This is a genomic window from Actinoplanes sp. CA-015351, assembly GCF_050955685.1.
Taxonomy (GTDB): Bacteria; Actinomycetota; Actinomycetes; order Mycobacteriales; family Micromonosporaceae; genus Actinoplanes.
This window is the reverse complement of the sequence record NZ_CP192102.1, coordinates 576,758-591,583: the sequence shown is the minus strand read 5'-3', so window position 1 is coordinate 591,583 and position 14,826 is coordinate 576,758. Positions and strand designations below refer to the sequence as shown.

At 69.8% G+C, this 14,826-nt stretch carries 8 protein-coding genes; 2 read left to right on the top strand and 6 right to left on the bottom strand.

Features of this window, described 5'->3' with window-relative positions; all coding sequences use genetic code 11:
• Nucleotides 1-15: 15 nt before the first annotated feature.
• The gene (hemC, locus tag ACQP2E_RS02585; protein ID WP_433828287.1) at nucleotides 16-945 is read left to right on the top strand and encodes a hydroxymethylbilane synthase; all 930 of its coding nucleotides are present in this window, start codon (nucleotides 16-18) and stop codon (nucleotides 943-945) included.
• A gap of 64 nt (nucleotides 946-1,009) precedes the next feature.
• Here the strand turns inward: hemC and ACQP2E_RS02580 are convergent, their stop codons facing one another.
• From ACQP2E_RS02580 to ACQP2E_RS02560, 5 genes are all read right to left on the bottom strand, one after another.
• Nucleotides 1,010-1,531 carry an NADH-quinone oxidoreductase subunit B gene (locus tag ACQP2E_RS02580; RefSeq protein ID WP_111648563.1) on the bottom strand — a complete coding sequence of 174 codons (522 nt, stop codon included), beginning with the start codon at nucleotides 1,529-1,531 and terminating at the stop codon, nucleotides 1,010-1,012.
• A gap of 103 nt (nucleotides 1,532-1,634) precedes the next feature.
• Nucleotides 1,635-3,059 carry a pyridoxal phosphate-dependent decarboxylase family protein gene (locus ACQP2E_RS02575; protein ID WP_433828286.1) on the bottom strand — a complete coding sequence of 475 codons (1,425 nt, stop codon included), beginning with the start codon at nucleotides 3,057-3,059 and terminating at the stop codon, nucleotides 1,635-1,637.
• Between the two features lie 30 nt (nucleotides 3,060-3,089).
• Nucleotides 3,090-3,476, bottom strand: coding sequence for a DUF5663 domain-containing protein (locus tag ACQP2E_RS02570; protein WP_433828285.1), 387 nt, complete (start codon nucleotides 3,474-3,476; stop codon nucleotides 3,090-3,092).
• Nucleotides 3,473-6,439 carry a tetratricopeptide repeat protein gene (locus ACQP2E_RS02565; protein WP_433828284.1) on the bottom strand — a complete coding sequence of 989 codons (2,967 nt, stop codon included), beginning with the start codon at nucleotides 6,437-6,439 and terminating at the stop codon, nucleotides 3,473-3,475. The genes ACQP2E_RS02570 and ACQP2E_RS02565 overlap by 4 nt, the downstream gene beginning before the upstream one ends.
• 41 nt (nucleotides 6,440-6,480) lie before the next feature.
• Nucleotides 6,481-7,818, bottom strand: a complete 1,338-nt coding sequence (locus tag ACQP2E_RS02560) for an MFS transporter (protein WP_433828283.1) — start codon at nucleotides 7,816-7,818, stop codon at nucleotides 6,481-6,483.
• Nucleotides 7,819-7,866: 48 nt separating this feature from the next.
• On the opposite strand from ACQP2E_RS02560, the gene ACQP2E_RS02555 reads away from it, so the two are divergent.
• Complete coding sequence (locus ACQP2E_RS02555) at nucleotides 7,867-9,258, top strand: gamma-glutamyltransferase (protein WP_433828282.1); 1,392 nt, start codon at nucleotides 7,867-7,869, stop codon at nucleotides 9,256-9,258.
• A gap of 59 nt (nucleotides 9,259-9,317) precedes the next feature.
• On the opposite strand, the gene ACQP2E_RS02550 is transcribed toward ACQP2E_RS02555, so the two are convergent.
• Entirely contained in the window at nucleotides 9,318-14,795 is a 5,478-nt protein-coding gene (locus ACQP2E_RS02550; RefSeq protein WP_433828281.1) for a fibronectin type III domain-containing protein, read from the bottom strand.
• Nucleotides 14,796-14,826: the final 31 nt, after the last annotated feature.

The window sequence follows — 14,826 nt, the reverse complement described above, 5'->3', positions numbered from 1 at the left end:
TCTACCCTTTCCGCTATGTCCGCTTCACGCTTGCTGCGTATCGGAACACGGTCCTCGCCGATGGCCCTCGCCCAGGTTGACCGAGTCCGCCGGCTGCTGGCCGAGCGTCGTCCCGAGGTGACCGTCGAGGTGCTGCCGCTGTCAACAAGCGGCGACCGGTGGCAGGGCTCGCTCGCCGACCTCGGCGGAAAGGGCGCGTTCACCAAGGAGGTCGACCAGGCGCTGCTGGACGGCCGGGCCGACCTGGCCGTGCACTGCGTCAAGGACGTGCCCGGCGACCGGCCGGCGCCGGCTGGGACCGTGCTCGCGGCGTACCTGACCCGCGACGACGTCCGGGACTGCCTCGTACACCCCGGCGGCGCGTCACTCTCCGAGCTTCCGGCCGGGTCGAGGGTGGGCACTTCTGCCGTACGCCGCATCGCTCAGCTCTCGTTGCACTTCCCGCACCTGACCGCGGTGGCGATCCGCGGGAATGCCAATTCCCGCCTCGCGAAACTGGACGCCGGCGAGTACGACGCGCTGCTCCTCGCCGTCTCCGGCCTCGAACGGATCGGCGAGCAGCACCGGATGACCCACCCCATCGACGTCGACACGTTCGTGCCGGCGGTCGGTTCCGGCACGCTGGTCCTGCAATGTCGCGACGACGACGCGGTCACCCGGGAGCTGGCCGAGGCACTCGGCGACCGGCGAACCCGGCAGGAGACCGAGGCCGAGCGCTGGATGCTGCACATTCTCCAGGGCAGCTGCCACTCCCCGATCGCCGGTTACGCCCGAACCGAACCGGACGGCCGGATCGGCCTGCGCGCCCGCGTGATCAGCCTGGACGGCAAAACAGTCCTGGACGCCCACGAGTGGGCGACCGACCCGATCGTCCTGGGTGCGTCGGTGGCAGCAGCCCTGTTACGCCAGGGCGCCCGCGAAATCCTGGACGGAATCACCCGCTAGCGCTTTCAGACCGGTGGGACGAGCGACGCCGGGCCGGCTTGACCGGCTGCTCGGACGGCGGTGGTCAGAGGGGTGGTTTGACCAGTGGGGCGGTCAGGGCCAGGGCGTCGGGGCGGGGGACGCCGCCGACGCCGGACTGCTCGGCGGCGATTTTTTCCTGGAGCTTGAGGATGCCGTGCAGCAGGGCCTCCGGGCGGGGCGGGCAGCCCGGGACGTAGACGTCGACCGGGATGATCTGGTCGACGCCCTTGGTGACCGAATATGAATCCCAGTAGGGGCCGCCGCAGTTCGAGCAGGAGCCGAAGGAGATCACGTATTTCGGCTCGGGCATCTGGTCGTAGAGCCGCTTGATCGCCGGGGCCATCTTGTCGGTGACCGTGCCGGAGACGACCATGAGGTCGGCCTGGCGCGGCCCGTGCGCGAACGGGATGACGCCGAGCCGCATGAAGTCGTGCCTCGCCATGCTGGAGGCGATGAACTCGATGGCGCAGCAGGCCAGACCGAAGTTGAACACCCACAGGGAGTACCGGCGCCCCCAGTTCAGCACGAACCGGATCGGCTCACCGAGCACTCCAGGAAGGGCCATCCGGTCAACCTAACGCATCCGGATAGGGCGCGGTCAGCGTCGTCGTCACGCGCGCCACGTCGAGCACCCGCTCGGGGAACCGTGACCCTTCCTCATGACGCAATCATTGCGTCATTGGTGGCGAGCTTTGCAGGAGGCTCAGGAAGCCGGTCAGCAGCGCCTCGCGCAGGGCCGGTGGGGCCGCGTTCAGGATCGAGTTGACCGCTGCCATCTGGGAGAAGTCGCCGCCGCCCAGGCCCAGGCCCTCGGCCAGGGACGCGATCAGCTCTGGGGTGATCATCTCGGGGGTCAGGGGTGGCAGATCCGGGATCTCCACCGGGCCGCGCGCTCGCGCCGCCGCCACCGCGGACTCCAGGTCGGCCGCGAACGATGGCGCTGTCGCTCGCACCGAGGCGGTCACCGTCAGGTGGATGGTCGGGGGGAAGTCGCCGTACGCCATCTGCGGCTGGGTGTGCCAGCCGCGCGCGGCCAGTTCGTCGGCCAGCACGAACAGGTCGACGCCGTCGGAGGCCAGGCAGACCACGCTGGTCTGCGCCGGCGCGTACAGGCGCACGCCGTCAGTTTCGGTCACTGCTGCGGCGAGGATGCTTACCGACTCCTGAACGGAAACGGCCAGGTCCAGGTAGCCCGCGTCGCCGATCGAGCGCAGCGTCGCGACCGCCGCCGCGATCGGGCCGCCGGAGCGGGTGGACGAGATGATCGCATTGATCATCGTGTAGCCGGGCCAGTCCGCGTAGGCGAAGTACTGCGGCCTGCGCAGCGCCTCGTCGCGGTGCAGCAGGACCGAGACGCCCTTCGGTGCGTAGGCGTACTTGTGCAGGTCGACCGAGATGCTCGTGACGCCCGGGACCGAGAGATCGAAATCGGGCAGGTCGGCGCCGAGCCGGCGCAGGTAGGGCAGGATCCAGCCGCCGAAGCAGGCGTCGACGTGGAAACGCACGCCGCGCTCCGCCGCCACCGCCGCGATCTCCGGGATCGGATCGACCACGCCGTGTGCGTACGACGGGGCCGAGGCCGCGACCAGGACGGTCTCCGGCCTGATAACCGCGGCCATCGCTTGCGGGTCCGCTTTCAAACCCTTCGTGGGTACGACGTCAAGCGCGACCCGTAGATAGTGCGCAGCCTTGGCGAACGCGGCATGTGCCGTGGACGGGATCACCAGGCGAGGCTCGGAGATCTCGGGGTGGGCGTCGCGGGCCGCTTTCACCGCGAGGATCAGTGACTCGGTGCCGCCGCTGGTGATGCTGCCGACCGTGTCAGCCGAGCCACCGAGCAGTCGGGCCGCCGCCCCGACCAGGGCGTTCTCCATGGCGAGCAGCGACGGGAACGCCGTCGGGTCGAGGCCGTTGACGTGCGACGAGATCGCGTGCGCGGCGCGGGCCAGCTCGTCCAGACCGTCCAGCGCCGGGTCGTAGACGTACGCGAAAAGCCGTCCGCCGTGCGTCGGCAGGTCAGAACCGCGCAGTTCGCGCAGTTCGGCGAGGACCTGCTCGCCCGGCACGCCCTTTTCCGGCAGCGCATCGATCATTCCGAGAGGCTATCCGACGGCGGACGGAATCTACTGGCCCGCAGCCTTCGCGGATGCCTTCCAGGGATCGGGCAGAGGCGTGACGACAACGTGGACGTCACCGTAGACCTGCGACAAGGCCTGGATGTCGGACAGCTGGGTGCCGATCTCAGTACGCAGCCGATCGAACTCTTCCTCGACCACCCGCTTGTAGAGCGGGAACTCCCGCTCCAGGAAAGCCAGCGCCGACGCTTTGTCTCCCACGGCGACGAACCCCTCGAACTCGTTGAGCTGACGGCCGTCCATCTGGGCGGCCAGGCGGACTCCGACCCGGATCTCCAGTTCTTGGTAAATAGCCATCAACAGAGCCCGGCGATGGCTGGCCGGCAACGCATCAAGCCCCAACTGCTCCAGCAATCGGTCGTCCAGACGGATCATTTCAGCCCTCGATCGCTCGTCTCCATGGGCACACCGGCTCTCTCCCAGAGACCGCGTAGCCGGTCAGCGATGGCCTTCCCGTCGCCCGCGTCCAGAAGGTCGTACAGCCGGCCTTGGTATGGGTCACTCCCGGTCCAGGCCGACAGCGCCTGCGCAAGCTCCTCCTCCGCCTCGTCGAACCGGCCGAGGACCGCCAACGCGATCGCTCGCAACTCGCCGCGGCGGCATCGAAGGACATCGGCTCCGGATTGCGTCAGAGCCTGCCGACACAACTCCCGGGCACGCTCCGGATCCGACTCCTTGACGAGAAGACCCAGCAGGACAATGGCTTCCAGATGGTCACTGGCAGTTGTCTCCAGGGACGAGGTCAGCATCTGAATCGCCTCATCGTCCTGTCCGGCCAGAAGCAACGCCTCACCACAGTTGTTGAGGAGAACTTTGGACGCCGGATCGAGCGTCACGCCCTGCCGGAAAGTCGCGATACCTTCCTGCATCCGGCCCAGCCGCACGAGCACGACTCCTCGGCTGGAGTACAGACCCGAGCCGTCGGGATCGAGCCTGCGGGCTTCCTCGTATGCGGCCAGCGCCTCTTCGTACTGCCCAAGTTTTTCGAGGGCCGCGCCCAGATTGGTGTGCCGGAAAGGGTGGTGCGGTTGCAGACGGCAGGCTTCCCTGTACGCCGCGGCGGACTCCTCCCACCGGGCGATTTTGGCCAGCTGCCCGCCGCGGTTGCTGTGCAGATACGCGCCATACGGTTCCAGCGAGCAGCCGAGCTCGTACGCGGCTAGGGCCTCCTGGTCACGGTCCAGGAACCTCAAGATGATGCCGCGCTGGTTCTGCAGGCCCGCGCTGTCCGGATTCATCCGGCACGCCGCCTCGATCGCGTCAAACGCCAGCTGAGATTCGCCAGCGGCCAGCAACGTCTCCGCCAAGATCCCACTCGCCACCGGGTCGTCCGGCGCCAGCCGGACCGCAAGGCGAGCGATCTCGACCGCGTCCGCGGCGCCACCCTGGTTGATGATGTCCCGGATGGCCCGGTTGAGACGAGCCGCGATCAGCCTGCTCAATCGCTCGGCACCGGTTTCCGGAAGGAGCCGGGCAAGGTCCGCGAGCTCCTCCCCGGTTGCGGCTTCGTTCTGCTGGTCCAGTCGGAGCAGACGGGCGAAGAACGCCGGAGGAACGTCGGAGGCGAGAATCCCCACGTCCCCCTCCGCGGTATCCGAGATCACGGCAAGTGCCGGATTGAGAGCCGGAAGCGCGCTCAGGCCAGAGACCGAACCTCGGAACACGCCCTGCAAACGGTGGAGGAAGGTCCCGGTGGGCATCAGCACCCGGGTGCCGGCGATCGCCGTTCGCTGCTCGGGCGTGCAGATCGGCGCGAACCAGTCGGCGGCCTGCAGCAGACCGGCCGCCAGCGTGGGCTCCAGAACGTGTGCGGCCGGTGTTAGTTCGGCGAGCATACGGACACCGTCCCGGGGATTGATCCAGAACGTGTGCCACAGGAGCTGGTTCGCCGTGGCACACCAGTCCGCGTCTGCGAGCCGGCTTTCCGTGGTGATCCGACCGAATTCGTTCATGCGGTCACGGAGAAACTCGACCGCCCGCTCGTTTGCGGCCCGGACCTCCGGGCGGCGTACCGGGTCCAGCAGGAACAGCCGGATGGTGCGCCGGATCTCCTGGTGCATCCGATGGCCCCGGCTCAGCACGAAGTCGTGCCGGCCCGCCAGCTCGTCGAGTGTCGCGGCCACCAGCTCGGCCGGCACGTCCCAGAGCGCACCGAGCAGATCGGGGTCGTTGCTCGGGTCGTTCATCAGAGCGAGGCCGTAAATCAGGATCAGATCGTTCTCGGCAGTCGCGTCCGAGGCCTCCCGGAGATGGATGAGGTAGCGCCGGGCGAGGTCACGAATCACCGTCGAGACTTCTCCGTCGCTGGACACCTCATGCCGCACGTCGGCCGGTGGCACGCCTTTACTGAGCAGATCTGCCGCGAGCTGCACGGCGAGCGGGATGCCGTGCGTCAGCGCCGCGACGTCACGGACTGTCTCCGCGGAGATCTCGGCGTCGGGAAGGCGGGCCTGCAGGTATCGCTGGATCGTGCGGTCGTCGAACCGCGAGAGTGGCACCAGCCGTAGCCTGGCGTTGTCCATGCTCCGTCGCAGCGTGGTGATCTCGCTGTCCTCAGCCGCGTTCGCCTCGTCCTCCAGACGAATGCCCCACACCCAGACGGTGCGCCCGCCGGATCGCCGGACAGCCGTGATCAGCCGACGACGAATGTCGCCGAGAATCTCCGCGGTGTCCAGGATCAGCACGATCGGCCGCCGGCGGCTGACCTGTTTGAGCCCCGTGGCGAACGCTCGCACCAGAGCTTCGTCCTCGGTCACCGTCTCGTATCGGCGGCCACGGCGCTGAAATCGCTCCTGAGCCTGATGGGTGACAGTGGCCGCGACCCGCGTCAAGGGTTCGGAGGCCGCCTCAACTCCGGCGATCGGAGCCAGTCCGCCGATCGCGGCGCCGACGATGTCGGGGAGCAAACTCGGTTCGGGCGCGACCGGTTGCTCCTCCTTGAGCTTCGTTGCCCGCTCCCGATAGTCGGCGAAGGCACGCGTCACCCGGCGCCGTGCCCGCCAGCCGGTCACCTCGTCGCGAAGGCTGTCGTAAAGCGCGTCGAGCGCCACCCAGGCGGGCGGGCCTGCCGCCCACGAGACATAGTCGGCGTGCCGTTCTCTGCGATGCTCGTTCCAGTCGACTTCGACCAGGTGAAAACGATTGCTGATGCCGGCGTGCCGGACCTGTCCACGGACGATCTCGCGAAAACGCCGGAGCAGCTCGGTCTTCCCGATGCCGCCGTGGCCGTGCACCACGAGCAGGTAACCCTCGTCCAGATCTTGCCGATCTTGGGCGTGTTTCAGAACGCTGACGAACCGATCTTGCTCGTCTTCACGAGCGAGGAACTCTTCCGCCACAGTGGGCTCCCCGAGTCAGCAGGCAGTGACTCAATATTCACCTAGGACTGCAAACTCTCACGGTCGCGATATCCGCGGAGGAGCACCAGCGCGGCGCCGACAAAGATCGCCGGGGCGACGGTGAAGCCGAGCAGTACGCCGAGACGGGCGCTGTCGCTCTGGGTGGCGGCCTCGCCGGTGGCCGAGGAGGCGTACCCGGAGATCTGCAGCAACGCCGCGTAGATGCCGGGGCCGAGCGCCAGGCCGAGGGTCTCCCCCGCGGTCCACAGGCCGGTGAAGACGCCTGCTTGGCGGCGGCCGGTGCGCTCGGTGTCGTACGCGATGCAGTCCGGCAGCATCGACAGGGCGAACACCTGCTGACCCGCGTACCCGGCGCCGATCACCGCGACGATCAGGTAGACCGCGACCGGCGGAAGCGCTGGTGAGGCGAGCAGCAGCAGGGCGCCGGCCGCGAACAGCAGCGACGACATGATCAGTGAGCGGAGCTTGCCCCAGCGGTTGCCGACCGCCGTCCACAGTGGCATGACCAGCAGGGCCGGGCCGACGAACGCGGCGAACAGGAACGTCGCGCCGGAGGCCTGGAAGAGCACGTGGTCGGCGAAGTACTGGACACCGGCCAGCATCGTCCCGATGCCGGCGGATTGCACTACGAAACAGATCAGCAGCGCACGAAACGGGCGGTTCCCGGAGGCCACCCGCAGCTGGGCACGCAGGCTGGGTTCGGATTCGGCTGCCGTACGGGAGTCTGCTTTGCGCGTACCCAAGAATGTCGCAAGCGTGCCCACGACGATGAGTGCGCCGACGAAGGCGCCGGACCACCGGTGTCCTTCGCGGCCGCCGCCGGTGAGGTCGACGACAAGCGGGGCGAGCGCGCCGGATATCAGGATCGCGAGGGCCAGGACGGCGACGCGCCAGGTCATCAGGCGGGTGCGTTCCGCATAACCGTCGGTCAGCTCGGCGGGCATCGCGACGTAGGGGACCTGGAAGAACGCGTACGCGGTGGCGGCCGCGAGGAACGCGACCGCGACGTACGCGCCGGAGGGCGCGCTGCCGCTGAACGGCGCCAGGAAGATCGCGGCGAAGAGCACGCCCAGCAGCAGACCGGCGATCAGCAGGAACGGGCGTCGCGAACCGCGCCGGTCGGAGATCCGGCCGGCGACCGGATTGACCAGAACGTCCCAGGCCTTCGGAAGTAGAACGAGTAGTCCGGCGACACCCGCCGCAACACCGAGCGTATCGGTCAGATAAGGCAGAAGAAGCAAACCGGGCACCGTGCCGAAGGCGCCGGTAACCAAGGAGCCCAGGGCATATCCAGCCAAAACTCCGCGCGGGAGTACGCCCGTCCGGGGTAACACGGGAGAGGGACCAGGTGTCGTCATCGACGCGCATCGTAACCATGATCGGCCTCTGCCGCCTACGCTCGCCGCATGAAAAGCGTTGCGGCCGGCGTCGCCGCGAGCCACCCGGCGACGGCCCGCACCGGGGTGCGGATCCTGGAGGCCGGAGGCTCCGCCGCGGACGCCGCGGTCGGTGCGGTTCTGGCGTGCTGCGTCGCCGAAACCGTCTACACCGGACTGGGCGGCGGCGGGTTCGCCACCTTCTTCGATGCGCGTACCGGTGAGGTCACCTGTCTCGACTTCTTCGTCGCGGTGCCCGGTCTGGACGGCGATCGCAAGGCCGAGCCGATGGTCGCGGTCGACGTGTTCTTCGGCGGGCTGCCACAGACGTACTCGATAGGTGGCGCGAGCGTCGCGGTCCCCGGGGTGCCGGCCGGGCTCGGCGAGGTGCACCGGCGCTGGGGACGTCTGCCCTGGCCCGAGGTGGTGGAACCGGCGGCCGGGCTGGCGCGTACCGGGGTGCTGCTGCCGCTCGCGCACGCCCGCACGCTGGAGGCTTGTGCACCGGCCCTGGCGTACGGCGACGGCGCCGAGCTCTATCAGCCCGGCGGGCGGCTGCTGCAGGGCGACGAGCTGCTGTTCCACCCGGGGCTGGCGACCGCGATGGACGTGCTGGCGGAGCGGGGGCCGGACGTCTTCTACACCGGCGAGTACGCCACCGTGCTTGTCGACACGGTCCGTGCCGCCGGTGGCGCGCTCGGCCCGGCCGACCTGGCGAATTATCGGGTCGTCTCGACCGGCGTGGATCGGGCCCGGCTGGCCGGGCACCAGGTTTTCGCCCGGCACGACCTGAACCGCACCATCGACACGATCGCGGCGCTGCCCGAGGACCTGTCCCGGCCGAAACGGGCACCAGCGGTCGCCACCGCGCTGCGCAACCGGGGCGCGCAGCGGCTCGGCGACACCACGAACGTGTCAGTGGTTGACGCCGACGGCAACGCCTGCGTGATCACCACGACGCTCGGGCTGGGTGCCGGGGTCTGGCTGCGCGGTCTCGGCATCAACCTGAACTCGATGCTCGGCGAGGGTGAGCTGCTCACCGAGGAGCTGGTGCCGGGGCGGCGGATGGCGTCGTACATGTGCCCGCTCGTGGTGATCGCCCCGGACGGCGGGCTGGCCGTGGCGGCCGGGTCGGCGGGGGCGTCACGGATCCGTACCGCCCTGGTGGACACGCTGCTCGGCCTGCTGGTGGACGACCTGACCGTGCCGGAAGCGATCGCCCGGCCGAGGTATCACGTCGTCGCGGACACCGTGCACGCCGAGGCGGGCTGCCCACCGGAGGAGCTGGCGGCGCTCGTCGACGCGGGGTGGGAGGTGGTCGAGTGGCCGGAGCTGAACCATTACTTCGGCGGGGTGACCGCGGTGGGCCTGGCCGGTGCGGCCGGTGACCCCCGGCGTGGTGGGGTGGGCATCCTCGTGTGAGTTGCTTTCATTGAAACGGGCCGGAGGGGTAACCCTCCGGCCCGTTTTGCTTACCTCTGTCAGTCGCGCTTACCCATCAGGACCGGCAGGCCCGCCGACCGCTGCAGGTTGACCTCCTGCGCCGACACCGCCGCACCGACGACCAGGCTGATCGTCTTCCACTTCAGCGTGGTCGAGGTGGCACTACTCTGTCCGCCGGCGACGAGCGTCTTCGCCGTCGTCCCGGGCGTCACCCCGGCGATCGTGACCGATGCCGAGAACGCCCCGGTCGCATCGGTGGTCGTGGTCGCGAGCCGGTACGCGCCCGGGTAGATGCCGATCGTGATTCCGGTGTTCGGGGCGTAGCCCGTACCGGTGATCGTCGTGACGCCGTTGAGGCGTACCGCCGTCCCGGCCGAACTGGTCACCGAACCGGAGGACGACGGCACGCTGGTCGGCGGGGCCGGTGCCGCCGCGAGCAGGCCCTTGACCGGGCCGACCGGGGCACTGGCCTCGGAGACCGCACCCGCGATGGTGCCGTGCCCGACGACAGTCACCGTGTAGTTGGTGCCGGGCGTCACCCCACTGATCACACACGAGGTGGCCGCGGCCGTCGTCGTGGGGCAGGTCAGCGGCGTGGTCCCGCCGGTGGCCGTGGCCGTGAATCCGGTGGCCGTGCCGCCGCCCTCACCGTGCGCGAAGGTCACCGTCAGGTTCTTCGCACCGGCCGTGACCTGTACGTTCGTCGGCGCGGCCGGGACCAGGCTCGGCGTCACCGACACCGGTGTGCTCGGCGCCGAGTTGCCGCTCGCCGCCCTGCCGATCGCCACCACGGTGACCCGGTACTCCCGCAGGTTGGTCAGGTCGGGGACGACACAGGACAGCGCCGTGACACTTGTCGTGACGCAGGCGTGCGCGTCCGTGGCGTCGATCGTGGCCGTGGCGGTCGCCGTGTAGCGGACGATGCCGTTGCCGACAGCCGCCGGAGCGGTCCAGGAGACCAGGGCGCTGCCGTTGCGACCGGAGGCCAGCACCGCTGTCGGCGAGCCGGGTGCGCCGGCCGTCGGGCGGACCAGACGGGACCGGCCAGCCGGTGAGTCACCGGTGGTGCCGGTTCCGACCGCCACCACCTCGACGGTGTACCACCGCAGGTTCTCCAGACCGATCAGGATGCACTCGGTCTCGGTGGCGTCGACGGTCCGGCATTCGCCGCCCGCCGGCGTCGTGGTGACCCGGTAGTACGCGACCCGCTGGGTGGCCTGCTCCGGTGCGGTCCAGGAGACCGCGAACTGCCGATCGCCGGTGGCCACCGTGACGTCGGCCGGTGCGGCCGGACGCCCGGGAACGATCTCCTCCGACGCGGCGGAGGGAGAGTTGCCGACCGCGTTCACCGCGGTCACCGTGAACCGGTACGCCGTCGACGGGTCCAGCCCACTGAAATCGCAGGTCAGGTTCGTCGTACCGGTGCACGCCGTCGGGGGCGTGACAACCGGCTGCGAGGTGACCCGGTAACCGGTGATCGCTGACCCGCCGGCCTCGATCGACCAGGAGACGCGTACCGCGTCGCGGGCGATCGAGACAACCGTCGGCGTGCTCGGCGTGTTCGGCGCACCCGGAACGATCGAATCGCTCTGTGCCGACGGAGTGGAGCCCAGCGGACCGGTGGCGGTCACCGTGAACCGGTACCGGGTATTCGACACCAAGCCACTGAACTGGCAGGTGGTCGCCGTGATCGCGGTACAGGCGGACGGCGGGCTGGTGGACGGCTGCGACGTCACCGAGTACGAGGTCAGCACGCCACCACCGGACGGCGTCCAGGTCACCGTCACCACACCGGCGGTCGCCGACGACACCGTCGGCGTGCCGGGCGCGGTCGGCGGGCCGGGCACGACGGCGTTGCTCGTCGCCGAGTCCGCGCCGCCGATGCCGTTGGCCGCCCGGACCACGAAGGTGTACGAGGTCTCCTCGTTCAGCCCGGTGAAGACGCAGGTCCGCGCCGTGATGTTCGAGCACGCGGCCGGCGTCGCGACGACCGGCGACGACGTGACCGTGTAACCGGTGACGGCACCGCCAGTGGTCGGTGCGGGCCAGTTCAAAGTCGCCTGGCTCCGGGTGCTCAGGGTCGCGACCGGCGTACCCGGGGCGCCGGGAGCAGCCGCGATGGCTCCGGTGCTGGCGGTGGAGGTGCTGCTGCCGCCCGGACCGGTCGCGGTCACCGTGAACGTGTATTCGACGGCCTGGTTCAGACCGGTGAAGACACACGAGTGCGACGTGGTGCCGGTGCAGCCGGAGGGCGGTGACACGCCCGGCGAGGAGGTCACCGAGTAACCGGTGACCGAGCCGCCGCCCGCGGACGGGTCCCAGCGCACCTCGGCCTGGCCGGCCGCGGTCAGCGTGACCGTCGGCGCTGCGGGGGCAGTCGGCGGACCGGGAATCACCTCGGCGCTCAGCGGCGACGTGACGTTGCCTCCCGGCGCGTTCGCGCGGACCTTGTACTTGACCGCCTGAGACGTGTTGAGCGACGTGATCGTGCAGGTCAGCGTCGACTGGTTGGTGCAGCCCGGAACCGTCGCGTTCGCTGCGGTGAGCACGGTCCAGTTGGTGATCGGGCCGCCGCCCGGCGCCGTCCAGGTCAGCTCGACGGTGCCGGCCGCGGTCACCTGGATCGAAGGAGCGTCCGGCTGGAGCGGCGGGCCGGGAATCACCGCGTTGCTGGCTGACGAGAACTCGGAATCGCCGCCGTCACCCATCGCCTTCACGGTGAACGTGTACGACGTGGCCGCGTCGAGCCCGGTGTAGACGCAGGTCAGGCTCGAGGTGAACTCACAACCCCCGGTTTGCACGACCAGCGGATCCGAGACGACCGTGTAATCGGTGGCCTCGCCGAGCCCGGTGGGCTGCACCCACTCCACCGTGACCGAGCTGGGCGCGGTGACGGTCGCGGTCGGCGCGGCCGGCACGTCCGGCGGCCCGGGGATCACCGGTGCGGTGGCTGCGGACTCCACCGACGAGTCGATCGCGTTGCCCACCACCACCTTGAAGGAGATCGGCGTCGTCGGGTCCAGTTCGGTGATCGAACAGGTCAGATTGGTGGTGCCGACACAGTCCGTCGGCAGCGCCTGCGCCGGGTCTGATTCCAGCGTGTACGCGGTGACCGCACCACCGGTGGGCGCAGTCCACGTCACGTCGACCGTGCCCTCACCGGTGACCTGGACAATCGGCTCGTCCGGGGTGCCCGGCGCGTCGGGGAAGACCGCATCGGTGCTCGGCGAGACCGGCGACGCCCCGGCGACAGCGTTCGCCGTCACCGTGAACGAGTAGTCCTCGCTGGATGTCAGACCGCCGACCACGCACTCGAGCGCTTGAACATTGGTGCAGCCGGGATCGATGCCGTCGTTCGAGGTGACCGTGTAGCTGGACACCGGGCCGCCGGACGGCTCGGTCCAGCGGATCGTCAGCTCGTCGACATCGCTGACCTCGATCGTCGGTTTGGCAACCGCGCCCGGCGGGCCCGGGATCACGATGTTGCTGGACGTGGAGACCGCGGGAGTGCCGACGACGCCGGTAGCGGTCACCTTGAACACGTACGACGTCGAGCCGGTCAGACCGGTAACCGTGCAGGACGTGCTCTGCGTGTTCGTGCAGCCACCGGGAATGGTGGCGCTCGGCACGGAAGTGATCGAATAGCTGGCGACCGGGCCACCGCCCGGCGCACTCCAGGTGAGGCCGACCTGGCCGGAGCCGGTGACGGTCGCGACCGGCGCGGCCGGGGTGGCCGGCGGACCCGGGATCACCGCCGCGCTCTCCGCCGACGGCACCGCAGTGCCGACCGCGCCGCGCGTGGAGACCGTGAAGGAGTACGCGGTGGCTTCGTTCAGGTTGGTCACGACGCAGGACCGGGTCACCGTGCCGAGACACGTCCCCGGGATGGTGGCGTTGCCTTGGCCGGCCGCGACCGTGTAGTCGCTGACCGCGCCGCCGGACGGCGCGTTCCACTCCACGGTCAGCTGGCCCAGGCCGGTGGCCCGGACGGTCGGGTTCACGGCGCTCGGCGCTCCCGGAAGGACCGCGTCACTCGACGGCGAGACCGCCGGGGTGCCGACGGCACCGTTGGCGGTGACCGTGAACGTATACGTCACCTCGTCGTCGAGACCGGTGACGATGCACTCCAGCGCGGAGATGTTCTGGCAATCCGTCACCGGCCCGTCGATGTCGGACGAGACCGAGTAATCGGTGACCGCCCCACCACCGGGCTCCAACCAGGTGACAGTCACCTGGCTGACGTCCGAGACCACCGCGGTCGGTTTGGCCGGAGCCTCGGGCGGGCCCGGCACCACAGCGTCGCTCGCCGGCGAGAGAGACGCCGCGCCGGCACCGTTCGCCTGCACCTTGAAGGTGTACGAGGTAGCCGCGTCGAGGCCGTCGAAAACACACGGCGAGGACGCGACGGAGCCCAGACAGCTGTCGGTCGGTGTGGCCGCCGGAATCGACGTCACCGTGTAGTCGACCGGGGTGGCGCCACCGGTGGGCGCCGTCCAGGTCACCGTGACCTCGCCCTCGTCGGTGACCGACACGCCGGGCTTCGACACCGGACCGGGCGCTCCCGGCGTGATGGCCGCCGAAGCGGTGGACTCGGCTGACGGGCCGCTGCCCCCACCGGTGCCGGCGCCGTTGGCGTGGACCTTGAACGTGTACGAGGTGCTCGCCGTGAGGCCGGCGAAGTCACAGGTCAGAGCGGCGACGTTGGTGCAGTCGGCGGACGCCACCACGGGGTTCGAGGTGACCGTGTAACTGCCGACCGTCGGTCCGCTGCCCGGCGCCGTCCAGGTGAGCCGCACCGAGGTGTCGCTCAGGTGCGCCACGGCCGGTGTGCCGGGGACGTTCGGCGGGCCCGCCACGATCGCGGCCGTGGCCACGCTCGTCGCTGACGTGCCGGTCGAACCGACACCGACGGCTGCCACCTTGAACGTGTACGACGTGCCCGCTGTCAGACCGCCGAAAGTACAGCTGGTGGCACTGTCCGGCAGGTCGGCGATACAGGTCCCGGACTGCGAACCGGTCGCGACCGCCGGCGTCGGCGTCACCTTGAACGTGTCGATGCCGCTGGTCGGGGCGGCCTGCACCCACGAGACCCGCACCTGACCGGCCACGCCGGTGTAGGACACGGTCGGTGTCGCGGGCACTGCCGGTGGTCCGGTCAGCACCTCCTCGGAGGTGTCGCTCGGTTCCGAACAGTCGGTGTAGTTGTCGTTCGCCACCGGGCAGGCGACAACCGACACCGTGTACCTGGTGTTGCCGAGCACTCCGTTGACGATCGTGCAGGTCAGGCCGGTGGTCACACAGGTCTGACCACCTGACGAGGTGGCCACGTAGTGGTCGACGCTCGTGTAACCGGTGGCCTCGTCGACGGGCGGCGCCTGCCAGGTCACCGCCAGTGCCCGGCGTCCCGCGGTCACCTGCACGTCGGTCGGCTGGTCCAGCTGGTCCGCCAGGGCCGGCGCGGGCGTGGCGGTCAACGTAGCCGCCACTGCCAGGAGCGAGGCCGCGGTCACCACCATCCATCTTGAGAACCTTCGCCGGCGTTCCGGC